We start from the raw sequence: 24,084 nt of genomic DNA on the forward strand, positions 1-24,084 counted from the left end.
TGCAGAGACATCAGAGACGACAGCGACAACAGAAACCGTATTTTAGCATTGGTCGCTGCTGTCCCTGTCGTCCCTGCTGCTATCCGCCTAAGACTCTCTATCCGCCACAAAGCGCGCAAGGTTCCGTAGATTTTCGGCTTCCTCGCCGAAGACCGCCAACGCGGCCAGAGCCGACGCCACGGCCTCCCCAGCCAGGCGCCGGGATTCGTCCAGGCCCAGCAGCGCCGGGTAGGTCGATTTGTCGCGGGATTCATCGCTGCCCACGGGTTTGCCGATTACGGCTTCCGCACCAACGACATCGAGAATATCATCCGTAATCTGAAAGGCCAGGCCGAGGTGTCTGCCGTAGTCCGCCAGGGCGTCTACTTGTGCTGCGGTCGCGCCCGCCGCCATGGCGCCGCAGCGCAACGACACCTGAATCAGCGCGCCGGTCTTTGCGCGGTGGATTCGACGCAGGGCTTCCAAGTCCAGTTGCTTGCCCTCGCCATCCAGGTCCAATTGCTGACCGCCCACCATGCCGCCCGCGCCCGCCGCACGGGCGAGTTGGCGGACAATTTCCGTGGAGCCCGTGTCGGCGGCCGCATCAAAGGCCATGGTCAGCAGCGCATCACCCGCGAGAATCGCCGTGGCCTCGCCATAGACCTTGTGACAGGTCGGCTTGCCCCGGCGCAGGTCATCGTCGTCCATCGCGGGCAGATCATCGTGAATCAGAGAATAGGTATGAATCATTTCCAGCGCGCAGGCCACCGGCAGGGCGATCGAATCATCGCCCGAAACCACCTCCGCCGCCGCCAGGGCCAGGGCGGGCCGCAGGCGTTTGCCGCCCGCGAAGAGGCTGTAACGCACCGCTTCGAGAAGCGAGGCTGGAACGCCCTCCCACGCGTCCACGCGGGCTGCAAGAGCCGCCTCGGTGCGCTGGGCCTTGGCCTGAAGAAATTCCACCGCGGTCATCAGAAAAGCAGATCCTCTTCGTCGGGCTCGGGGGTCGGTTCCGGCTCGTAGCTCTCCTGCGGCGGGGCCACGGGCTTCGCGGGCGTTGCGGGCGCGCGCGTCGCCGCGGGGGCGGCGGCGGCGGGGACCTTCGCTGGCGCGGGCGCCGACACGGGAGCGGGCGGCGCCTCTTCGTCGAAGGGCTGGGGCTCCTGATCGCCGTCGGCGTTCTTCACCAGGATTTCGATTTTCTTCTCCGCCTCGCTCAGGGCCTTCTCGCAGCGCCGGGCCAGGGTGATGCCCGATTCGAATTGCTTCAGCGCGTCGTCGAGGGAAAGTCCACCCTCTTCCAGCGCGCCCACAATCGCTTCCAGGGCTTCCAGATCCTGCTCAAAGGTTGCGTCACTCTTGCTCTTGGCCATGTGCCTCTTCCTCTATGCGTCGCACCGTCGCCGTGACCGCGCCGCGTCCAAATCGTACATAAATTTCATCGTCTTGCTTCAACGCCACGGCCTCGCGTACCAAGGTCTTCTCCGGCAGCTTCCAACCCACCGCATAGCCGCGCGACAAAATCGCCAGCGGGCTTAGCGCGTCCAATTGCGCCACCAGGGGCCTGAGTTTGTGTCGGCCGGCTGCCGGAATGTCGCGTCCCGCATTATTCAGGCGTTGTTCCAGTCGTTTCAGCCGTTCGCCCGCACGTTCCAATTGTATCTTTGGCGACAACAGGGCCAGTGATCGGGCGGCCCGATCCACGCGCTTCCGGGCCTCGGCCACGCGATCCGCCATGGCGTCTTCGAGGCGCATGCGATACTCATCGCTCGTCTGACGACGCTGGCGCACCAGTTCCTGGGGACGCTGAAGCGTGTAGCTGTTCTTTGCCATTTTCACCCGGTGCCGCGCGTCGGTCAGGCTGCGATCCAGGGCCTGGCCCAGACGTTTCCGCAGGCGCGCGACTTGTTCGCCGAGGGCCGCCTGTTCCTTCACCACCAGCTCCGCCGCCGCCGAAGGCGTGGGCGCGCGCAAGTCCGCCGCAAAATCGGACAGAGAGTAGTCCACTTCATGGCCCACGGCGGAAATGATGGGCGTCTTCGCTTCATAGATCGCGCGCACGACCACTTCTTCGTTGAAGGACCACAAGTCCTCCAGCGAGCCGCCGCCGCGCCCCACGATCATGACATCCACACCCCAGGCGTCCAGTGCGCGGATACCCGCCGCAATTTCCGCCGCCGCACCGTCGCCCTGCACCCGCGCGGGGTAGATGATGACATGAATCCCGCCAAAGCGCCGCGTAAGTACATTCAGAATGTCGCGAATCGCCGCGCCGGTGGGTGAAGTCACCACGCCGACCTTTCGCGGCAGCAGGGGCAGGGGCTGCTTATGGATGTCGTCGAAGAGCCCTTCCGCCGAGAGCTTTTTTTTCAATTTCTCGAAGGCGAGTTGCAGCGCCCCCAGCCCCTTGGGTTGCATGTCGCTGATGATGATCTGGTACGCACCCCGGCGTTCGTACACCGTGATTTCGCCGTGGGCCAACACCTCCAGGCCCGCTTCCGGCGAAAACTTAAGCCGCGAGAGCTTGCCTTTGAACATCACGGCGTCGATTTGGCTGTTTTCGTCCTTCAGCGTGAAATAGACGTGGCCCGACGAGGCCAATTTCCAGTTCGAGATTTCACCCGACAGCCAGACGGTCCCTAAGTCGTTTTCAAGCAGGGATTTAATGCGGCGCGTGAGCTGGGTAATGGTGAGTATGGAGTCGCTGCTGGTGTTCATGGGTTGGATTGTAATAGATCATCGAAGGATAGTGCGAGCCAACACGCAAAACTTCTGTTGCATTTTCAGTAAATTCAGAATATACTTATATTGTTACGTTTGCAGAGGAGATTGGCATGAACGAAAGCAAGGCTCAAAGCTGCTGCGAGTCCAATGAAGCCTGTGCCACGGCTGGATTCAAAGTGGAGTCCATCATCAGCGTGGATGAGCGGGGCCAGATGCTCCTGCCCAAGGATTTTCGTGCCCGGCATGGTATCGAACCGGGTGAGAAGCTGGCGCTGGTCAGCTTTGAGAATGAAGGCGCGCTGTGCTGCATGTGTCTGATCCGTACCGAGGCGCTGGGCGGGATGATCCGCAATCACCTTGGCCCCATGCTGAACCAGATTAACCCCAAGTCCTGAACAGGAGGATGCCAACATGGCCATCACGAAGATACATAAAGACGTGCAGAAGACCTACGGCAAGATCGCGCGCAGTGGCGGGAGCTGTTGCGGCCCGAGCACCTGTTGCGGGGCGCCGGATCCTTCGTTCTTTCGCTCCGTAAGCGGAAACATCGGCTACAGCGATGCCGAGATGGACGCCGTGCCCGACGGCTCAAATCTCGGGCTGGGTTGCGGCAATCCGACGGCCCTCGGTGCGCTGAATGAAGGTGACACGGTGATGGACCTCGGGTCCGGCGCGGGCTTTGATTGCTTTCTGGCCGCGCGCAAGGTGGGGGAAACGGGCCGGGTGATCGGCGTGGACATGACGCCGGACATGCTGGAGCGCGCCCGGGCCAATGCGGAGAAGGGGGGCTTCAAAAACGTAGAATTCCGTGAGGGTCAGATCGAATCGATACCGGCGGCCGACGGCGAAGTGGACGTCATCATCTCCAATTGCGTGATCAATCTCTCGCCCGACAAGCTTCAAGTATTTCGCGAGGCGCTGCGCGTGTTGAAGCCCGGCGGTCGGATTTTTGTGTCCGACATCGTGCTGGAGCGCCACCTGCCGTGGTTCGTTCGCCGTTCGGGCGCCATGTATTCCGCGTGTATCGCGGGCGCCCTGCTGGAGCCCGAGTATCTCGGCGCAATCAAAGCCGCGGGCTTTGAGGATATCACCATCGGCAAGCGGGCGATCTACAGCGTGGACAACCTGGTGGCGGATCCCGGCGTGGGCAGGATTACCCGTTTCCTGCTGACCATACCCTACTTCCGCGCCATGGCCTCCGGTGTGGTCAGTCTGGGCGTATCCGCCACGAAGCCCCGTTCCTGACCGGTAGTCCCGGCGGCACGCCACCGCGCTGCCAACGCCTGCCCGCACAAATCGATTGCGCATTTTTCAATTTCGGGTTATTGTTGAGTTGGCAAACCTGCCTGGCTGAATGCAGAACCTGGAGAGGCGCAAGGCGGCCCGGCGTTTGTCACGTGCAGCGAGGGTGGCATGACGCCAGGAAGCTCGGTTGATGGATGGATGGACAGGAATATGGGGCAAGGTCGGTGCCCGCTCCCCGGGATTCGGGCCGGGAGTGTGGAAGCTTATGCTGCCGCTCTTCGTTCTGGGCGCGCTTCGAGGTGTTGCCGCGGAATCCGTCGAATCCCCGTCGCCCCTTGTTTTCGGCATGTCCGCCGCCCTCAGCGGGCCCGCGGCGGACCTGGGTATCGAGATGTCCCTCGGCGTTCGCACCGCCTTCGACGAACTGAACCGGGCGGGTGGAGTACAGGGGCGCCCGCTCCAGTTGATCGCCCTCGACGACGGCTATGAGCCGGAGCGGGCGGTGCCCAACATGCATCGTCTCATTGAGCAGGACAACGTGCTCGCCCTGGTGGGGAACGTCGGCACGCCCACGGCCGTGGCCGCGGTGCCCATCGCAAATCGGGCGGGGGTCCCCTTCTTCGGAGCTTTCACCGGGGCGGGGGGGGGGGGCGGGGCGCCCCCGGCGCGCGGGGGCGTGGACTACCCGGCGCGCGACGCGCCCCCGACGCCCCCGGATCGCGTGGTCGTGAACTACCGGGCGAGCTACGCGGAAGAAACCGAGGCCATGGTGGACGCGCTCGTAGAGGTCGTCGGCGTGCGCCCGGCCGAGATCGCCTTCTTTACCCAGCGCGACGCCTACGGGGACGCCGGTTTCGCGGGCGGCGCGCGCGCGTTGAAACGGCATGGGCTGGAGGATCCCCTCAACGTGGCCCATGGCCGTTACGAGCGCAATACGCTGGCCGTTGAGAACGGACTCGCCGATCTCCTCTTGCACGATACGCTCCCAAAGGCGGTGATCATGGTGGGTGCCTATGCGCCCTGCGCCGAGTTCATCAAGCTCGCCCGGACTTCGGGACTCAACGGGTTCTTCCTGAATGTGTCCTTCACCGGCGCGGAGCCCCTCCGGCTTGCCCTGGGTGAAGCGGGAGAAGGCGTGATCATCACGCAGGTTGTGCCCCACTTCGAATCCGCCCTTCCGGCCGTCGAGGCCTATCGAAAGGCCCTCAGTAGCCTCGACCCCGAAGCCGCACCCTCCTTCGGTTCCCTGGAGGGTTATATCGCCGCCCGTATCCTTTGCCGCGCCCTCGAATCGGTCTCCGGCCCGATCGGGCGGGATGCCATCATCGAGTCCCTCGAATCCCTGGGTACATTTGATATCGGGCTCGGCACGCCCCTGGAACTCGGACCGGACAAGCATCAGGCCTGCCACCAGGTATGGCCCACGGTGATCCGGGGCGGTCGGGTCGTTCCCATGGAATGGTCCGATCTCGCGTCGCGAAGCGGGGAATAAGCGTCATGTCCCCCACACAGCAACGAACCAGCACTTCGCGTCTCGTGTGGCTGCTTACCCTCGTCGGCATGTCGGCCGGGGGAATCATGCTGCTGATCTTCGCCCTCAGTATTCAAGACATGCGCGCGGAACGGCGTTCCCGGGACGCTCTCCAGCAGGAAACGGTGCGAACCGCCGAAGTCATGCATCGGAGTCTGGGCGAGGCGGAGGCCGAATTGACGCGCCTCCTGGACGAACAAGCCGGGGCGGAGGGCGCGGGGGAGTGGATCGCCCACTTCCGAGCGGAACTCCCCACCGTCGCCCGGGTGAACCCCTCCAGACAGGAAGCCGCGACGTTGGCGATCGACGAACTGGCCGGATTGCACCGCCGGGCGGTTGATTGGCGGGCGACCTACCTGCGCGGCCATAACCAGTTTCGAGAGCGCCGACGCGCCGTGGAGTCCGCGCTCCTGGCCCTGCGCGAGGCCGTGGAGAAAGCCGAAGGACGGGAGCGCCTCCAGCTCGCAATAGAATTGAACCGGCTTCTCGGGCGGGATGGGGCGGTACCGCCCGCCCCCGTTGATGGCGACGCGCCGCGGCCGAAAATGAATCCCGTGCTCACGGCCGCCCGGAGCGAACTTGCCGATCTTGCCCTGCTTCTGGAGCGCATGACGGCCGAACCGAACGTGGATCGACTGGTCGACTACAAAGACAATCGCCTGAAGCCGATCCTGACCAGGCTGCGCGATGCGGTGGCGCGCGCGACATCCGGGGGCGGGGTGGAAAGCGAGCTTGCGGAACCGATGCGGAAATTTGAGACCTTGCTGCTCGGGGAGGGCTACACCATTGACTTCGACCACCAGACCATCGTTGTCGGCGGCAACGGGTTCTACGAAATGGTGGAGCAGGGACACCGGATCGAGGAAGACCGCGAACAGATCCTCCAGATGACCCGGCACGCCCTGGAAAGCGCCCATGGGGTGGTGGACGACATTCGCAAGGCGGCCGAACTCTCCGTGCTTCAGCTTTCGGCGGACACCGAAACCCGGTTCAACCAGGCCCTGTACTCCATGGTCGGTGTCGCCGTGCTGACCGCCGGCGTCTTTCTACTATTCGCAAGCCGAATTGCCCGCACGGTGAAATTGCAGGTGGAAACCATCCGCACGGCCTATCGTTCCCTGGCGGAGACAGCGGAGGCCCTGGAAGCCGCCAAGAACAAAGCGGAAGCCGCAACGGAAGCGAAGGCCCAGTTTCTGGCCAACATGAGTCACGAAATTCGCACGCCCATGAACGGAGTCATCGGCATGACCGGCCTGCTCCTGGACACCGAATTGAGTCGGGAGCAACAGACCTACCTTGAGATCGTCCGCGCCTCCGGCGACTCGCTGCTCACGCTCATCAATGATATTCTGGATTTCTCCAAGGTCGAAGCGGGCAAGCTCGATTTTGAAGTGCTGGACTTCGACCTCCGCGCAACGCTCGAGAGCGTCGGCGACACCCTGGGCTTCAAGGCCCAGGAAAAAGGCCTGGAAATGGTCATATCCATCGCGCCCGAATTGCCCACCGCACTCCGCGGTGATCCGGGACGCCTGCGCCAGGTGATTACGAATCTCGTGAGCAATTCCATCAAGTTCACAGAGCACGGCGAAATCGCGGTGCGGGTGTCCTGCCTGGAAAATGGTGAAGAAGAAGTTCTCGTCGAGTTTGCCGTCAGCGACACGGGCATCGGCATACCGACCGCACACTTCCCCTTGCTGTTCTCCGCGTTTACCCAGGTGGATGCGTCCACCACCCGCAAGTACGGGGGAACGGGCCTGGGGCTGGCCATTTCGAAACGGCTCGTGGAGGGCATGGGTGGAACCATCGCACTGGAGAGTACCGTCGGCGCGGGATCGACCTTTCGCGTTTCGGCCCGATTCCAGAAACAGGCGGGGAATAATGCCCCGATCGAGCGCCAGCCCTTTCCGGCCCTTCAGGTACTCATCGTGGACGACAATGGAACCAATCGCCGTCATGTCCACGACCTCCTGAGCGCGTGGGGCTGCCGTTGCGTGGCTACCCCGTCTGGAGACGAAGGATGGGAGTGCCTGCGGCATCCCGGAAACGCTTTCAGTCTGGTCCTCCTCGATCTCCAGATGCCGGGTATGGACGGAGAGGGCCTCGCCCGCCGGATACGTGCCGACGCCACCCTGGGTGCCATTCCGATTATTTTCATGAGCACGATCGCGGGTCAGCGCGGCATGACACGGCTGGCCGACTTGAGTACCGCCTACGTCACCAAGCCGGTAAAGCAGAGCCAGCTCAGACAGACCATGGCGGCGATACCGGGTACGGGTCTGGAACGGCGCGCCGAATCCGAACCTCAGCACCCGGCCGCGGAACGAGTTGCCGGCGAGCGTCGGGGAGCCCGGATACTCCTGGCGGAGGACAATCCAACCAACCAGATGGTCGCCGTAAAAATACTGGAGCGCCTCGGCTATCGCGTGGAGATCGCCGCGAACGGCGAGGAGGCCATCGAGGCACTGGCCGAAAGCGAATACGACCTGGTGCTCATGGACCTTCAGATGCCGGGCATGGGGGGGCTGGAGGCAAGCCGGATTATTCGCGACGCCGATAGCCGCGTGCCCCGTCACGACATTCCCATCGTGGCCATGACGGCCAACGCCATGCAGGGCGATCGAGAAATGTGTATGGACGCCGGGATGGACGACTACATCTCCAAACCGGTAAAGCCCAACGAGCTTCGCGTGGTCCTGGAGAAATTCCTGAACTGACCCGGCTTCAGCCCGCCGCGGGTGCCGGGAGCAGAGGACTGACCAGCTTGGTCCACGCGGCGTACCCCGCATCGGTCATATGGAGTCCATCCTTCTGGAGAAACTCCTGTCGGGGGAGGCCGTCCTCGCCGAGCATAACGCTTTCCACGTCCACCAGTACCAGCCGGGGCTCGGACTGGGCCATCGCACGAATCGCCTCGTTGACTTTCTTCATCTCGGGATAAAGATTCCATCGGGCGGTGCTGGGCTTGATACCGATAAACAGAATTCGGGTCTCGGGGAGGTGCTCCCAGACTTTGGTCGCCAGCTTCTTGAAGTCCTCGGTGACCGTTTCCGGAGATTTGTCGCGGGCGATGTCGTTGTCCCCCGCATAGAAGACGATCGCGGACGGTTTGTAAGGGAGGACAATGCGATCAACATAGTAAAGAGAATCGGAAATTTCCGAGCCGCCGAAGCCCCGATTGAGCACGGGTAAACCGGGGAACCACTTTCCCAGTTCCCACATGCGGATACTGGAACTGCCGAGAAAAAGAACGCCCCCGGGCGCGACGGGTTCTTCCCGATCTTTGGCCTCGAAGCCCGCAATGGTCTTTTCCCATCGGGCCGGAGAATTCTCCACCTCTTCGGCGGCGACAAACCCGGACAGCAGGGTCAGGGCGAGGAGGGTGGTAACGAGCGCGCGCATCTTGAGGTTCCCCTTCGATCCGCGCCCTGACGGCGGGCGGGACCGGTGTGATCCCGCCCGCCGGGAGCGGACGGTGTTATTTCTTGAGTTCTCCCAGCAGCTCCAGAATCGTTTTCTGGATGACCGTGGCGGCCTTTACTTCCAGGCGGCTCGACTTTGCGCGCCAGGTTTCATAACCGCCGAGGGGGTGCTGTGCTTCCGTAGGCAGGTAACCATTGTACCCGTTTGCCAGCTCGATGGTGAAATTATCGGCAAAGGGGGATTCACCCTTGATGGCGAGGCCAATCTCCACAAACACTTCGCAGGGGATGGCCGCGATTCCGAGGTCGCCAATCTGGAGGGCCTGGAGGATCAGATCGTCCGTGTCGGGGTAGGCGGCCAGGTCCACGGTGCAGTTCGCGTAGATCTCACGGAGCCCCTGAAGCGGACGGCCCTCGGCAGCCTTCAGGATGGTCTTCGCCTCGTCCAGTTCAACCGCCGTGGGCTTGCGGATGCCCAGAGTGATCTCCTTTTGCACGGCATTCAGCGGCACCCAGTCCTGAAACTGGAGCTCGCCGTAGGCGCGGTGCACTTCCGCCGCCACTTTGTTGCCTACCAGAAACATTTGCTCGCCCGGCTTCTGCTCGGGTGCGGGCTTCGTGAAGTCGATGTTGTTGATATCGCCACTCGTGCCGTTGGACATGATGGCGACGAAGTCGTCGTCCGCATCCAGCAGGTCGGCAATGGCCTGGTTGAACACGCCGAAATAGTCCGCCGAGATCCCGGGCATGCCGCCCACATAGTGGAGCGAGTAGTTGGCGAGAAGGGCCAGCGGTTTACCTTCGACCGTTTCCAGCGCGAGTACGGAAACTTCCGGGTCCGTCGGGCCCGCGGGCTTGATCAGATCCGCGCTGGCACGGGGCGGATTCATCTTTACCTTATCGTTCGTCTTGCCGAAGGGGTCCTCGCCGATGGTGCCGTCCTTCATGTACCACCGACGGTTGTGCACTTCATCGGGCACGGCGCCCGCGCCCCAGGCGATCTTCGCGGGTACGCGGTCAAGCCAGGCCTGGGTGATCGCATCTCCGATCTTCCGCGTTACCAGCGTGGTATAGGCGGGGTCGGGGTCCGACTGAAAGATGTGGGCGCAGGTGCCGGCGCTGTGCGAGTGGGTTGCGGCCACCAGCATGTGAGACTGGGGGATGCCCGTTGCGGCATTGGCGCGGTCCTTGCCCCCATCCACAATGGGCCGCTCCACCATGCAGCAGTCCACCAGCGCGATGGCGAGTTGGTTCGTGCCGTCATCCATCACGATGGCGCGCACATGAAGCTCGTCATCGACACGCGTAGCCTGACGATCCTCCATGCCGCCGGCCAGGGAATAGCCGAGCCAGGGCGTGATGTTGGCCGTGGCCGCGCCCGCCTTGAAGACCTTGGCGGCCTCCTGGGCGTGAATCGCAGCCGGCGTGAAAAGGAGCGTCGCAGCAATCAGGGTTCGAGTGAGGGAGTGGATCATCTATTCCGCCTTTGCCAGTTCGTGGATCGTTTTCATGATGTCTTCTTCGATGGAGGGCGCCCAGGGGCCGTGCACGCCATAGTAGACCATGGAATCGCCCCCTTCGTAGCCGCCCTCTTTCAATACGCGAAGGGAGGGGATGTAGGCCGGGCAATCGTTGGAATAGCCCATGACAAATTGCTTGTGCCGGGGATAGTGGTATTTGATCAGCAGGCTGTAGTCGACGGTCACTTCGCCGCTCAGCGCCGTGATCTGAACGTCGTTGCCGAGCTTGATGACCTGGACCACATAGGGCAGGCTGGTGGGGAGGGCGCCCTTTTCCGCATAGATCGCTTTCAGCTTCTTTGCGCGGCGCTGGAGGTACACATCCTGACTGGTAAGTTGCGCATCCACTTCCGCTTCGGTGGGCGGTGCGCTGAGCGCCAGGGGGATGACCTTGTAGCGCGCCGAGATGGCGCCGTCCACCGGCGTCATCTGGCCGTTGCTTACCGCCGAAACCGCGCCGCCGAGCTCTGTGCCGTACTTTTCGGCCAGCACAACTTCGCGCCGGGGCAGCGGGTTCTGATCGCCGCCGCAGCCCTGGGCGAAGAGCGCCGTGGCGCCGGGAAAGGCCTTTTCCACGGTGAGCTGGGCGAAGCCCGCATAGTCGCCGTTGAACTCCTGAATGCTCAAGGTCGTATTGTGGCAGGCATAGCCGAAGAGCACGCCCCGCACCACGCCGTCGGCGCCCTTCGCCAGCAGTACGGGAACATCATGGTCCACCGGACCGATGGGGTTGAAATCATTCGACACGCCGCCGGCGCCATAGGCGCGCCGGTTCTTCGCGAACATGGCCTCGCCAATGCCCCAGGACAGCGTTCCCGGCGCGAGATCCTTTATGGAAGCGTCAATGGCCTGGTAGACCATTTCCGCGAGTTCACGGGTGTACTCCACCGCGCGCTCTTCGTTCGCGCCCTCAAGACCATAGGTGATATGGAGACCGTCGTTCTTTACCACCGGGCCGCAATGGGTGTGGGACGAATTGAAGAGCAGGTTGCTCCGGGGAATCCCATAGGCGTCTTCGATGCGCTTGGAGACGGCATCGGTCATGTCCAGAGAAAAGCCGATGATGTCCGCTGTTACGATCACCACCTTGTTACCAGACCCGTCCTCGATGGCCATGGCCTTGGTCCACAGATCGTGAAGCTTGCCCGAACCCGGTTCCGTGCGCGAGGCATAGCCCGCCATCCACACGGGCTTGCTGGGTGTAATGGCCACTCGGCCCAGTCCGATCTTCATACCATCCGCCATGGCCAGGGGCGCGAACAGGAGCCCCAGGAGCAGCGCAAGCCCACCCCGCTTAAGTTGTACATACACGAAGTCATCCTCCAGAAGGAAACAGCTTGCCGGAGCGGCCCAAATCCGCGCCGGACTACCAAGGGAGCGATGGTACACCACGGCGGGGGGGATTTCACATTTCGCGGTTGTCCATACCCGGTTGCAGACCGCTACTGGAATAAGATTGAAGCCTAAGGAACCGCGAATGAACGCGTATGAACGCGAATAGAGGTGTGAGTATCGGAGCGGGTCGTCGAAATCAGAAAAATCGGAAGATAGAGACTGGCCAATGAGGACTTAGTTCGACGGTTGCCAACAGCCGGAAACGCTGAACTCAGACATGGGGAGACGAATAGTTGTGGAGGCACTGGTGCCCAGTCAGCGCCCTCGCTCGTTCCAGAAGTGGCCACCGCTTCATTCGCGTATATTCGCGTCCATTCGCGGTTCGGGCAGTTTTCCTTGATCCCCCTCCGGAATTCTGCTTAAATCAATGAAATCTCGGTCTATCATTCCGTGTTGGCGCGCCGCGTGTATTCGGTTTGTGATTCCAACCCGGTTCATCTCGAAATCATAACAAGGAGAGCAGTATGTATTGGCGTAATCTGTTGCGACGTGCCTCGGTACCGGCCATGGTGACCCTGGCGGCCCTGCCGGTGCTGGGCCTGGATCTGAATGGCGCGACGATTGTCACGAAATCGGATTCGGCAGTCGTGGCGAAGGCGGCGGAGATGTTGCAGGAGGAACTGGCGGAGCGCAGCGGGGTGACGCTGGCGATTGCCGCTGAGGCTCCGGCGGACGGGGTCATCATCGAACTGGGTGTCGCACCGGCGGTGAAGGGCGTCAATGTGCCCAGGAAAGCCGAGGGCTACGGCGTCACAGTGAACGGCAATACGGTGAAGCTCGCCGGTTTCGATGAGCGGGGCGCCATGTTCGCCGCGGGCCGGCTGATCCGTCTGGCGACTTATGGTCCGGGCACGCTCGCGCTGGAACTTGCCGCTCCCATCAGCACCTCGCCCGAAGTGCCGATCCGGGCGCACCAGTTGGCCTATCGCGACACGGCGAACACCTACGACGCCTGGTCGCTGGAAACCTATGAACAGTACATTCGCGACCTGGTTATGTTCGGCTGCAACGGCGTCGAACTGATCAATAACCTGGACCCCACCGCGAAGGACGGTAAAGTCATGGTGGAGACGATGCACGGGATGAACATCAAGCTTTCCGGCCTGATCGATTCCTACGGCATCGACGTCTGGGTCTGGTCGCCCGTCATGGCGGACGAGGGCGAAGACGTGACCACGCCCGAGGGGCTCGCCGTGGCGCTGGAGAAGCGCCGGGCCTTCCTGAAGGACTTCCCCGCGGTGGATCACATCTTCGTGCCGGGCGGTGACGATGGCGACGCGCCTGCCGAGCACCTTCTCACCTTCATGGAGGCCCTGTCGCCCATCCTGAAAGAACTTCATCCCACCGCGAAACTCTGGGTCTCGAACCAGACCTTTACGCTGGAAGAGAACGACTATTTCTTCAACTACCTGGCGGAAAAAGACCCCCAGTGGCTTGAGGGGCTTGTCTATGGCCCGTGGACCAAAATGGGATGGGAAGAGATGCGGGAGCGCACGCCGGAGCGTTTCCCCCTGCGCCGCTACCCGGATATCAACCACACGATTCGTTGCCAGTACGGGATCCCGGATTGGGATCCGGTCTTCGCGAACACCGTGGGCCGCGAACCCATGATGCCCATGCCGGCGATGCAGCAGCATATCTTTCAGCGCTACATGAACCTGAGCGACGGATTCGGCACCTATTCCGACGGGATCCACGACGACCTGAACAAATTTGTCTGGAACACCCTGGGATGGGACCCCGCGGCGGATCTGGATGCCGCCCTTCGGGAATACGGCAAGGTGTGGTTTGGCGAAGCCCTGGCGGACGACGTCGCGAAGGGGATGCGCCTCTTCGAAGAATGCTGGCAAGGCCCGATTCTTCAGAATAAGGCTATTCCCAAGAGCCTCGCGCTTTGGGAAGGGATTGCGAAGAAAGTTCCGGACTGGGACACCAACTGGCGCGCTCAGATGTACCTCTTCCGCGCTCGTTTTGACGCGAACGTTCAGGCGGAGACCCGGGCTCAGCGCGGTTACGAAAAAGAGGCAAACGCGATTCTTGCGAAGGCCAAGAACGAGGGCGTCGCGACAGTCATTGACAAGGCCCGGTCGGCCCTGGCCAAGGCGGATACGCCCGCCGCACCCGAACTAAGGGCCGGTATTGAGGCGCTCGGCCCTGTGCTGTTGAAGAGCATCGGCTATCAGTTGAGCGCGGAAGCCCCCTACCTTGCGCGGAATTCGGAGCGCGGCGCACTCCTGGACTGGCTCGATCAGCCGGTGAACAATCGTCCCTGGCTCGAGCAGCGCTTCGTCAAGATTCTTGCCATGGAGAAGCTTGACGACCAGCTTGCCGCCATCGACGAAATCCGCTACTGGGAGAATCCGGGCCCTGGTGGTTTCTATGATGATCTGGGCAATATCGGCAAGTCCGAACACGTCGTCTACCAGCAGAGCTGGGATGAAGATCCCTCCGCGTGCCACACCGCCCGTGTAGAGTTTCCGTATTACAAGGCCGACCAGAAAACCATCAAGAATGCCGCAAGCCAGGCCCAGGCGGAGAACATGGTCTTTAAAGAAGAGCGCGCCAAGAATAGCGCTGCGGCGACGAAAGAACGTCAGGAAATGCGCATGTCCTGGCAGTCGCAGGTGGCCACGCTGTATGGCACGCCGCTGAAGATGCGCTATGAAGGACTTGATCCCAAGGCGCAGTACACGCTGAAAGTGACCTATGCGGGTCGATTCAAACCGTCCATGACGCTGACGCTGAACGACGAGTTCAGTATCCATGGGCCCGTGCCCCAGCCGGATCCCATCTGGCCGGTGTCCTACTACCTGCCGCGGGAAGCCACCAAGGGGGGCACGCTCGACGTGGAGTGGAACCTGGTCGAAGGCCGGGGCTGTGTGGTCGCCGAGGTCTGGCTGATCAAGAATTAAGAATTGAGAATTACGAATTACGAATGAAAAGCAGCGCCCCGCTTGACAATTCAGGCGGGGCGCATCGCATTGGGACTGTCCAATCCATAGAGCTCACCTGGTTCGGGGCGGTTTACAGGGGGGGCGGCGCACGCTTATGTGAGGCAGGTGGCGCTGGGACTGTCCCACGCTTTGAATACGCGGGACGGTCCCGCACGCCTGGCGGGCGACTCTGGTTCGGGCGGTGATTATGTTCCTGGTATCGAGTGTAAATCGACGGGCCCTGACGTGCAGGACGGTCCCGTCGCGGAAAAAGCGGCGCCCCGCCTGAATGTTCAGGCGGGGCGCATTCATTCGTTGTCAATTGTCCATTGTCAACTGTGAATTCCAAATCGTCAATTGCTAATCGTCACCGAACCCGCCGCGGTTCGGCCGTTGTACTTCACTTCATACATGCACTCGGCATTGCCGCCCGGGTGCTGGAAGGTGCCCGAGGTCACGGCGCGCACGGCGTAGTAGAATCTGTGCGTTCCTCGTTCGAGGCGGTCGAAGGCGGCCACCAGTCGATCGTCGCGCATTTCGAGGAAGGACGGTATCACCCCGTCGGATTTCTTCCATACCGCCAATGCGCCACCGTCGAGTCGGGGGTTCTCGATTTCGAGGCCGCCCGGAAGCAGATCGGCCAGGATAACGTTTTCATAGGCCTGATCACACGTGATCTCTACCGTCAGCAGATAGTTCTCGCCCTGTTTGAGCGCGCCGGGTTCGACGGGGCCACCTTTACCCTCCATGGTGCGTTTCAGTGCGATACCGTTGGCCGCCGCCTCCACATCGGGATTGACCAGAATACCGGCGGTATCGAAGTGAACATAGAGCGGCGTGCTCCCGCTGTTGGTTACGGCAAATTTCGCGCCAGGACCCTCGTGCTTGTGCTTGTAGCTGAAGTCGCCCTTCTCCTCGCTGGTTCCATCGGGCGTGAGGAAGCTGGCGTGGGCTTTGCTCAAGTCACCTGCGTTGGACTTCATATAGGCGGAGAGGGCGGTGACCACGAAGGCGGCTTCCTGGGTTGAATAGGGGGTATCCTCCAGAAAGCGAAGAAGCTTCTCGGCCTGGGGTTGGACGTATTTCGGGTCCAACTTTACCGCCATCTGAGTCATCAGCGTGATCGCGTCGTTCCGGATTCCCGAGTTCAGGGAATTGCCCTGCTCCCGGTCCATATAAGGTGCGCTCGGGTTCTTCAGCAGATAGGCCTGGGCCTGATCGGCCGCGCCCGTGAAGGTAATGGCCCCGAGGGCGAGCCATTGCCGGGCGGCCGTGGGCACAGGCAGCGCATCGAGGCTGTTGATGGCCGCCATGACCGTTTCATCCTTCGCCAGCGCGCGCACATAGCAGGCGTAGGCGTAGTTGTAGAGGGACATGGGACCCTCATTGGGCGCAAGGGGGATGCGCTCTCTGAGGTACCGCATCAGGGCGTCGAATTTTTCATCGGGTACCTGGAAGGCCGCGTCCTGTTTCGCAAGCGCCAGGAAATGACCGCCGTAAATGCTGCCATAGGTCGACGCTTCGGTCGCTCCGGGCCAGTAGCCGAGGCCACCGCTCCGGGTCTGCATGGAAAGGAGCCGGTCAATGCCCGCCTGGATGAACTGCTGGAACTGGGTAGCGTCCATCTCGTTGCCCGTGCTCGCCGCGGCCTGGCCCAGAAGGAAGAGGGGCAGACAGCGCGAGGTCGTCTGCTCCACGCAACCATAGGGATAGCCTACTACATAGTCGAGGGCCTTCCGCAGCCGCGCCAGTGGATTGGGGGTTGCGGTTAACGTGGCCTCCAGTTGGCCATTGTCTCTGAAGACGCTATTCTCAAATTCGCGGCTTTCTCCGGCGGGGATCACCGCCATCTCGCTGCGGACTTGGTACACCGAGGGAGACTGTACTTTAAGGGCCGTCTCCGTGGCGTACTGCTCGACCACCGCCCCTTCCGTATTGAGCACATCCATGCTCCAGCCGATCTTGCCGGACCCCGTGGCTTCCCCTGCGGCAACGGGCACCGTGAAGACTCGTTCCTCGCCACCTTCCAGTTCGGCAACCTGCTTGAGCGGCGCCATAACCAGCGGGGGAGAGGCATCGGCAGTCAGGGTGACCGACGCGCGGGTCTGAAGCATGTTCTGGAGTGACACCGTGACTGCGAAAGTGTCGCCCGGCGCCACGAAGCGAGGAAGCGACGTGCGCAGGATGACCTGACGCCGGATCGTCACATTCGCCGCCTGGCTGCCCGCCCGATCGCCCGTGGTGGCCACGGCGACCAGCCGCACCTTGCCCGAGAATTCGGGTATGTCCATGGATACGGTCGCGGTGCCGGTGGCATCGGTGGTTATTGCGCCGGACCAGAGGGCAAGGGGCTTGATCCAGTTTTCGCCCACGGTGGAATCGATGCGCTTGCGCAGGAGTTCGTCGCCGCCGATCTTTGCGGCTTCGAAATCGTAGGCGACCTGATCATAGTAGTGCGCCCTGCGATAGGTGGGTTTCCGACTGCGCTGGAACCAGGAAACCGGATCAGGATTCTGGTATTGAAGGATCTGGTGAATACCTTCGTCCACCAGAGCGAGCGTCACTTCCGAGGCCACGGGCAGGCCGTCCGGACCGGCCACCGTGAGGGAGACATCCAGCTTGGAGGCCGGGCGAATTTCCTCGGGGAGGCTGTTGAAGTTTATGCTCAGCGCCTTGGAGGGATCGGCCACGGGCACGTTGAGCATGGCGAAGCTGGCGTAGGGATAGGTCAGCGGCGCGCCCGGCTCCACGGGATGGATGACGGTGGCCTCGAGCCACACATTGGGCACGTGCTTCAGTTCCAGGGGCAGCGTGAGCACGCCGGAGCCGTTCGCAATGGGGACGGTGACGGCCTGGTCGATCCCGCCGCCCTGGATCACAACAACGGCGTTGCCGTCGAAGGGGGACTCGATACGGACGCTGGCCGTTTCGCCAAGGGTGTATGTCGTTTTGTCAGGAACGAGCTTGATGAGGGACGGGCGGCTTCCATCCACCACCCGGGCCTGGCCGCCGTAGGACCAGAAACTCTGAGAAGCGAACTGGGGCGAATCCGCGCGGTGGACCCGAACCCGGTAGTTGCCGTAGTCCGAGGTATAGGCCAGGGTAACCGAACCCTTGCCCTCTTTCAGTGGCACGGTTTCAGTTTTAACCGTGACGAAGCCTTCGTTCCAGTTCGCCTCGTTGTGACTGGAATAGCGCCGGACGTAGTAGCTCCACTGCTTCCTTTCCAGCGTGACGAGGGCGGAATCGAGGGCGGACGCGGATCCGTCGGGCCGAACCGCCGCGACGGAGACATCGATGGTGTTCGATTTCGTGCCGCTGGCCACCGCCATGCCGAGCATGTCCGGGGCGGGAAAAAGGAAGGCCTTGGTGCGGCCTGCTACGTTGCGTCCGCCCGGTTCGAAGACTTCGCCGCGCAACGTACCTTCCACCGGGAACGAGATCTCCTTGCCGGGCTGCCACTTGAACGAGAAGCCAGCGTTGCCGAGTCCGTCCGAGGTGGCCTCGCCAAGGGTGCGCACGTCCCCGTTGTAGGGCGCTTCATTGGTGAAGGTGTAGTCGGGCCACTGCTCCGGCTTCCAGGGGGCTTTGTCGATGATGACGGCGGCGGAGGTGCGTCGCTCCCGCGCCGGGCCCCCGGAAAGCTGTTCGCCGGTCACCGTGATCGCGTGCTCCTCCTCCGGGAGCCAGAAGGGGGCCGCCGCAGTGACTTTGACCTCGATGCGGCTGGGCACGAAGTCTTCAATATTGACTTTCTGCGTGGTCAGGGGCATATCGGCGCCGGGCACCCAGAGCTCGACGGTATAGGCGCCCGTGAGCCAGTCGCGCGCCGTTTCCAGGTCAAGGGAGCCGCTGCCCCAGGTGGAAAGGGTGCTGGTGAACTCTTTGGCATTCTCCGTGGAGTCGACCAGGCGCAGTTTCAGCGGCGCGTCTTTGAGGGGCGTGCCATCGGCCTGACGCACGAGCCAGCGGAGGTGCATCATCTCGCCGGGACGATAGAGATTGCGGTCAAGGTAGAGGAAGGCGTCGTAGCCGGTCGCGGTGAAGGCGGGCATGGTGTCGCTGAAGGCCACCGGGTCATCGGTACGCTCGTTCAGTGGCAAAAAGGTGAAATCGTCCGCCGATTCCACAATAACCACGCGGGGCCGACCCAGTTCCGGGTCCCAGCCCTGGAGTCGTGCGACGCCGTCGGCGCCCGTGGTTACTTCGCCCATGGGCTGGTGCTTGGCGGAGTAGACGGTGACCTTGGCATCGGCCAGGGGCGCGAGGTTCCAGAGGTTGTGGGTGTAGATCAGCAACTGGTCGTCCTGCCAGTGGGCCAGCACGCCGATATCCGTCCAGACAACGATTTTCGTGTCGTAGTAGTCGTCACCCGGCGTGAGCGTGAGGCCGAAAATGCCCTTCTTGCCTTCCGGCATGAAGCCATCCATCGGCAGGGCCGCTTCGACGCGGGCATCGGGCTTTCTCTCAAAATCGATAGAGCGGGACGCGATCTTGCGGCTGAGTTCGAACCCGAATGAGCCCGAGGTCTTGCCCGCTTCCATGTAATCCAGGGCTTTTACGAGATTGGACGGGAACAACTGGTACAGCGTGACCTCCGCCTTCTCCACATTGCGGGAGTAGACCTTTAACGGGCCCGCGAGCCGACGGGGGAAGTAATAGGGCTCTTCGAAGGCGAAGCCGGTGCCGGTCTGGCGGGGTGCTGAATCGACATTCCAGGATAGGGGTGAATCGACCGACTGAAGCTCCTGCTGGTCGGTCAGGCCTTCCGCGATATGGAGGGTGTAGGCCTGTTCCGGGACCCACTCTCCGAGGAGATCGACGCTGCCATATTCCCCGGCCTCGACTTTAAGGTCCTTCACGGCGGGGGTCACCGAGAGGTATTTCTCCAAGGCCGAAGCGGACACGGGATTGCTGAAGTAGAGTTGAAGGCGCAGGGGATTGATGCCCCGGGAGCGCCAGTAGTGGCTTTCAATACGCAGGTTTTCCGACTGCCAGGTGACCGTGCCGTTCTGGGCCTCCTGAGGAATCAGCGGCGAGAGGGATTCAAGCGGGGGCTTGAATTCGTAGCGCAGAATCTTGCCTTGCTGAGAGGCGCGTTCGAAATCGAAAGCAATGATCCGGGATTCGCCGGATTCACCCGGTTCCAGTGCCATCGGTTCCGTGCTGTTGCCCGCAAAGAGCTGAAAATGAGAGAGAAGACTGCCGGCCGGGACATCGTGAGACACCGAAACCAGAAGGCGGTCGGTCGTGTCGTCGAGGCGGGTCCATTCAAACTTGCCCAGTTTGAAGGCATCGGGGGCGTCAAGCTTCAGCGTAGTGGGAGAGGACGTCTGAAACTGTCCCGTGGCGTCGGTCAGACCCTGAGAAACTACCGCCGTGAAGGGGGGCAAGGATGTGCTCGGGACGACGGCGATAAACTGGGTCGCCTGATCGCGAAGGGGCAGGTTGAATTCTACCGGGTTGCCACCCTTGTCCGTGATGCTCAAATGCTGCTGCACTTGTTCCCAGCGGACGGGCATCGTGAAGTCCAGTAAGACGCTCGTGGTGATGGGGCCGACGACGCCATAGCTGAAGCGCGGTACGGAAAGCACCGCGCTTGCAAAGAGGAGAGGCTGGGCTGGGGGTGAGGGCATTTGTCCCGAGGCGTTGGTCAGGGTCGGCAGAAAGGTCGCGCGGTAGATGCCCGGAACGGCAATCGTCCCGGGCGCTATTTCCAGCGCGACAACATTGCCCTGCTGCTTCCAGGTCCCCGGTAGTGCGGGCTGCAACTGGATCAGCGTAGCGGGGTCGGCGACTTCGGCCAGGGGCTGGTCGAAATAAAACACAATCTTGCGGTCGAAAGCCTCACCCGGAAGGGGATAAGTGCCGACCAGCGTCGGCGCGCCGGGTTGGGTGGCGGCGGGCGCTGGCTCCGGCGGGGCCTCCTGGGCCTGGGCGAGCGCGCCCAGCACCAGCAGGTATAGGGAATAGAAAAGGGGGCGCAATACCGGATGGGTGTTCATGGCAACAGGGTGCTCCATTTGTAGGGGGACCGAAAATAACCGCGCTACAATTAAACCACAAATGACGCAACGTTACGTGGAATTTTTTTGGACGACATTCCGCATGGACGCGACGCGCTTTCGGAGGGCCTCGCAAATGCCCTACAGCGCGCTCACGGGAACGATATCCACGCTGTCGGTCAGCGGCAGTAACTGGTCCGCGAGACACAGGAGCGCGCCACGCCCGACGGACACGCCGCACTTCCCTAGCGTCTTGAAGCTGCCGACCGCCTTCGGCGATGGGTTGGCTGACTTCTTGATTTCGATCGGATAAAGGACGCCATCCTGCTCTATCAGCAGGTCGATTTCCTTTTGTTCTTTGTCCCGATAGAACGAGAAGGGCGCATGTCGACCGTTGTGCCAATAACTCTTGAGCAATTCCGTTACGACCCAGGTTTCCAGAATCGCGCCGGAGAGGGCCCCGGCCTCCAGTGTTTCCGGGCTGGACCACTCGGTCAGATAGGTACACAGTCCGGTATCGAGGAAGTAGAGTTTTGGCGTCTTGACGAGGCGCGACGTGCGGTTGCTGTGCCAGGGCGGCAACAGATAGACGATCCCCGAAGTCTGCAAGATGGAAAGCCAACGCTTCGCCGTATTTGGCGCGACGTCGGCATCCCGCGCAAGGTCCGCCATATTCAGCAACTGGGCGGAACGGGCCGCCGCGGCGCGAAGGAAACGGAGAAAGGCCATTTCGTCTCCAACCTGCGCGAGGTCGCGCACGTCTCGCTGAAGGTAGGATTGCAGATAGGATCGATAGAACAGTTCCTTTTCCATGGCGGGATTCAATGCTACGGCGGGATAGGAGCCACGCCAGATGAGTTGATAGAGCGCGGAGAGCGTTAGCGCGGCACCGGGATCTTTCGATTCCATCGCGCCCGGAAGGAAGGGCGCAGCGTCCACATCCTTTCCGGTAAGCTCCCGCCGTGACAGGCCCAGCAGTTGCATCGTACCTACCCGCCCCGCCAGGGACTCCGACACGCCTTTCATCAGGTGAAACTGTTGCGAGCCCGTGAGCCAGAACAGGCCGGGCTTTCCCAGTTCGTCTGCCGCCATCTTGATGTGGGGCAGGAGCCCGGGAGCGTACTGGATTTCGTCGATGAGCACCGGTGGCGGAAAACGCTGGACGAACAGGGCGGGTTCTTCCTGTGCCAGCCGCAGCAGCAAAGGGTCGTCCAGCGTGACGTAGCGCCGGATCTGTCCGGCGGCGTGTCGCAGCAGCGTGGTTTTGCCAACCTGCCGGGCGCCGGTGACGAGCACTACCGGAAAGAGCCCGCTGGCCTTGTTCAGGAATGCATCAAGGGATCTTGGGGTGTACATAGAATTTCGTCCAATATGCAATCTGATTGCATTATAGACGGAAATTGTTGTGGCGTCAATGTACAAAAAAAACGCCCCCGGAATTTCCGGGGGCGCTCGATGGGGGCTTGTTCCGCGAAGTCTAACGGTTGATTTTTATCGTCACGTAGCGGGATACGTCCTTCTCACGGACGCGAAGGAGGACGGCGCGCTCGCTGGTGTTTTCTTCCAGCGCGGCATTGAACTCTTCCACGTTCTTCACGGGCTTGCGGTTCACTTCCTGGACCAGCATGCCTTCGATGAGGCCGGTCAGGGACGCGGGAGAGTTGGGCGTCACTTCCGTAATCAGGACGCCTTCCATGCCCTCGAAGCCGAAGCGCTCCAGCAGTTCAGGCGTAAGATCCTGCACGGAAATGCCCAGAGAGTCGCTCTTGCTGACGCCTTTCTCCACGGCGGCGGCGCCGGCTTCGAGATTGTCGGGGCGCGCCGCGACGGTCACGCTCTTGACGATTTTTTCGCCGTTTCGCATGATGGTCAATTCGGCGGCCTGTCCGGGGGGGATAATCGACACCCGGCTCTTGAAAGAGTCCGCCGTCTTTACGGGCTGGCCATTCAGGGCGATGATGACGTCCTCGCGGTGGATGTCCGCTTCGGCGGCGGGTGTGCCTTCAATGACATCGCCCACGAGAACGCCCTGATCCACGCCTTCAAAGAAGTTGGACATTTCAGCGTCGAAATCCTGAATCTGGACGCCCAGGAACCCACGGGTCACTTTGCCGTTGGCGATTAACTGTTCGGATACATATTTGACCATGTTGATGGGAATGGCGAAGCCGATACCCATGTAGCCGCCGCTCCGGCTGAGGATGGCGGTGTTCAGACCGACCACCTGGCCGTCCAGGTTGAGCAGCGGGCCGCCCGAGTTTCCGGGGTTAATGGCGGCGTCGGTCTGAATGAAGTCTGCGATGAGCCCGCCTTCGCGCAGGCCTACATCACTGCGGCCCCGGGCGCTGACGATACCGGCGGTGACGCTGTGGCTCAGGCCGAAGGGGTTGCCAATGGCCAGTACCCATTCGCCCACCCGCAGGGCGTCGGAGTCGCCCAAGCTGATGGTGGGAAGGTCGGTGGCATCGATCTTGATCACCGCAATCTCGGTTTCCGCGTCCGTGCCGACGATGGTGGCGTCGAATTCACGCCCATCGTCCAACTGGACGGCAATGTTATCGGCGCCATCCACCACGTGGTGGTTCGTGATGATATGGCCATCCGAACTGATAATGAAGCCACTGCCCTGGCCCACGGGAACGGGGGGCGTATTCTCCGGGTCCTCTTGCGGCGGCGCCTGGCGCAGTTCGGGCGCGGGTTGCCCCGGAATTCCGAAGAAGCGCTCAAAGAAATCGTCCGGAATCTGACCATTCTGTCCAAAGCCCAGGGCCTGATTGCTGAGCCGCTTTTCATAGCGGATAAAAACCACGGCGGGCGAGGTCTTGTCGGTGATATCGGCGAAGGCATTACCGAGGTTTTTCAGCGCGGCGATGGGGTCCTGGGCAGGTGCTGGCGCGTCCTGGGCGAAGGCCAAGTGGGGCTGGGCCAGCAGTACAGCGGCGGCAAGCGCCAGCGCGGCGCGACGCGCAAGGGCGGGCGTTCTGGTCCAGAATGGGGCAATCAACATGTAAGTCTCCTTTGAAGTCACGCATGCCTTCGGCGGCCGGGCCGACCACCTGCTTCGTTATATCACACCGGGCGGCGTTTTTGATACGCCTTGAGCGCGGCGGGTCCGCCTCGTGCCGCTCCAGCGTAGTCCGTATAGATTCTCAGGAGAACGTCTTTCATACCAGCGCAGTTGACAGTTGACAGCGAGGAGGGGATGGGTCTTATGGGTCTTATGGGTCTTATGGGTCTTATGGGTCTTATGGGGTCGCTGTCAACTGTCAACTGTCAACTGTCAACTGTCAACTGTCAACTGTCAACTGTCAACTGTCAACTGTCAACTGTCAA

At 61.9% G+C, this 24,084-nt stretch carries 14 protein-coding genes; 5 read left to right on the forward strand and 9 right to left on the reverse strand.

What is annotated here, in order from left to right; all coding sequences use genetic code 11:
• Positions 1–87: 87 nt before the first annotated feature.
• From JNK74_24095 to JNK74_24105, 3 genes are read right to left on the reverse strand one after another with little or no spacing between them, the layout of a single operon-like run.
• A complete protein-coding gene (locus JNK74_24095; GenBank protein ID MBL7649271.1) occupies positions 88–951 on the reverse strand; it encodes a polyprenyl synthetase family protein in 864 nt (287 codons plus the stop codon).
• Complete coding sequence (locus JNK74_24100) at positions 951–1,352, reverse strand: exodeoxyribonuclease VII small subunit (protein ID MBL7649272.1); 402 nt, start codon at positions 1,350–1,352, stop codon at positions 951–953. Before JNK74_24100 ends, JNK74_24095 begins: the two co-directional genes overlap by 1 nt.
• Entirely contained in the window at positions 1,333–2,697 is a 1,365-nt protein-coding gene (locus JNK74_24105; GenBank protein MBL7649273.1) for an exodeoxyribonuclease VII large subunit, read from the reverse strand. Before JNK74_24105 ends, JNK74_24100 begins: the two co-directional genes overlap by 20 nt.
• 182 nt (positions 2,698–2,879) lie before the next feature.
• Between JNK74_24105 and JNK74_24110 the strand changes: the two genes are divergently transcribed.
• The 4 genes from JNK74_24110 (at position 2,880) to JNK74_24125 (ending at position 8,193) form a co-directional block, all read left to right on the forward strand.
• Positions 2,880–3,098 carry an AbrB/MazE/SpoVT family DNA-binding domain-containing protein gene (locus JNK74_24110; protein MBL7649274.1) on the forward strand — a complete coding sequence of 73 codons (219 nt, stop codon included), beginning with the start codon at positions 2,880–2,882 and terminating at the stop codon, positions 3,096–3,098.
• A gap of 16 nt (positions 3,099–3,114) precedes the next feature.
• The gene (locus JNK74_24115) at positions 3,115–3,948 is read left to right on the forward strand and encodes an arsenite methyltransferase (protein MBL7649275.1); all 834 of its coding nucleotides are present in this window, start codon (positions 3,115–3,117) and stop codon (positions 3,946–3,948) included.
• Positions 3,949–4,294: 346 nt separating this feature from the next.
• On the forward strand, positions 4,295–5,440 hold the full coding sequence (locus tag JNK74_24120) for an ABC transporter substrate-binding protein (GenBank protein ID MBL7649276.1): 1,146 nt from the start codon (positions 4,295–4,297) through the stop codon (positions 5,438–5,440).
• 5 nt (positions 5,441–5,445) lie between these two features.
• Positions 5,446–8,193: a response regulator gene (locus JNK74_24125; protein MBL7649277.1), complete on the forward strand. Its 2,748-nt coding sequence runs from the start codon at positions 5,446–5,448 to the stop codon at positions 8,191–8,193.
• Positions 8,194–8,200: 7 nt separating this feature from the next.
• On the opposite strand, the gene JNK74_24130 is transcribed toward JNK74_24125, so the two are convergent.
• The 3 genes from JNK74_24130 to JNK74_24140 all read right to left on the reverse strand — a co-directional run bounded on the left by JNK74_24130 (position 8,201) and on the right by JNK74_24140 (position 11,729).
• Entirely contained in the window at positions 8,201–8,878 is a 678-nt protein-coding gene (locus JNK74_24130; protein MBL7649278.1) for a hypothetical protein, read from the reverse strand.
• A gap of 76 nt (positions 8,879–8,954) precedes the next feature.
• Positions 8,955–10,373 (reverse strand): hypothetical protein, encoded by a 1,419-nt coding sequence (locus JNK74_24135; GenBank protein MBL7649279.1) that lies wholly within the window; start codon positions 10,371–10,373, stop codon positions 8,955–8,957.
• Positions 10,374–11,729: a neutral/alkaline non-lysosomal ceramidase N-terminal domain-containing protein gene (locus JNK74_24140; protein ID MBL7649280.1), complete on the reverse strand. Its 1,356-nt coding sequence runs from the start codon at positions 11,727–11,729 to the stop codon at positions 10,374–10,376.
• Between the two features lie 548 nt (positions 11,730–12,277).
• Here JNK74_24140 and JNK74_24145 point away from each other — a divergent pair.
• Positions 12,278–14,725: a hypothetical protein gene (locus tag JNK74_24145; protein ID MBL7649281.1), complete on the forward strand. Its 2,448-nt coding sequence runs from the start codon at positions 12,278–12,280 to the stop codon at positions 14,723–14,725.
• Positions 14,726–15,099: 374 nt separating this feature from the next.
• Here JNK74_24145 and JNK74_24150 read toward each other — a convergent pair whose 3' ends face one another.
• From JNK74_24150 to JNK74_24160, 3 genes are all read right to left on the reverse strand, one after another.
• Positions 15,100–20,751: a hypothetical protein gene (locus JNK74_24150; protein MBL7649282.1), complete on the reverse strand. Its 5,652-nt coding sequence runs from the start codon at positions 20,749–20,751 to the stop codon at positions 15,100–15,102.
• Positions 20,752–20,892: 141 nt separating this feature from the next.
• On the reverse strand, positions 20,893–22,107 hold the full coding sequence (locus JNK74_24155; GenBank protein MBL7649283.1) for an ATP-binding protein: 1,215 nt from the start codon (positions 22,105–22,107) through the stop codon (positions 20,893–20,895).
• Positions 22,108–22,228: 121 nt separating this feature from the next.
• Complete coding sequence (locus JNK74_24160) at positions 22,229–23,758, reverse strand: Do family serine endopeptidase (GenBank protein ID MBL7649284.1); 1,530 nt, start codon at positions 23,756–23,758, stop codon at positions 22,229–22,231.
• Between the last annotated feature and the right edge of the window lie 326 nt (positions 23,759–24,084).

The sequence above is a fragment of the Candidatus Hydrogenedentota bacterium genome (assembly GCA_016791475.1).
Taxonomy (GTDB): Bacteria; Hydrogenedentota; Hydrogenedentia; order Hydrogenedentales; family JAEUWI01; genus JAEUWI01.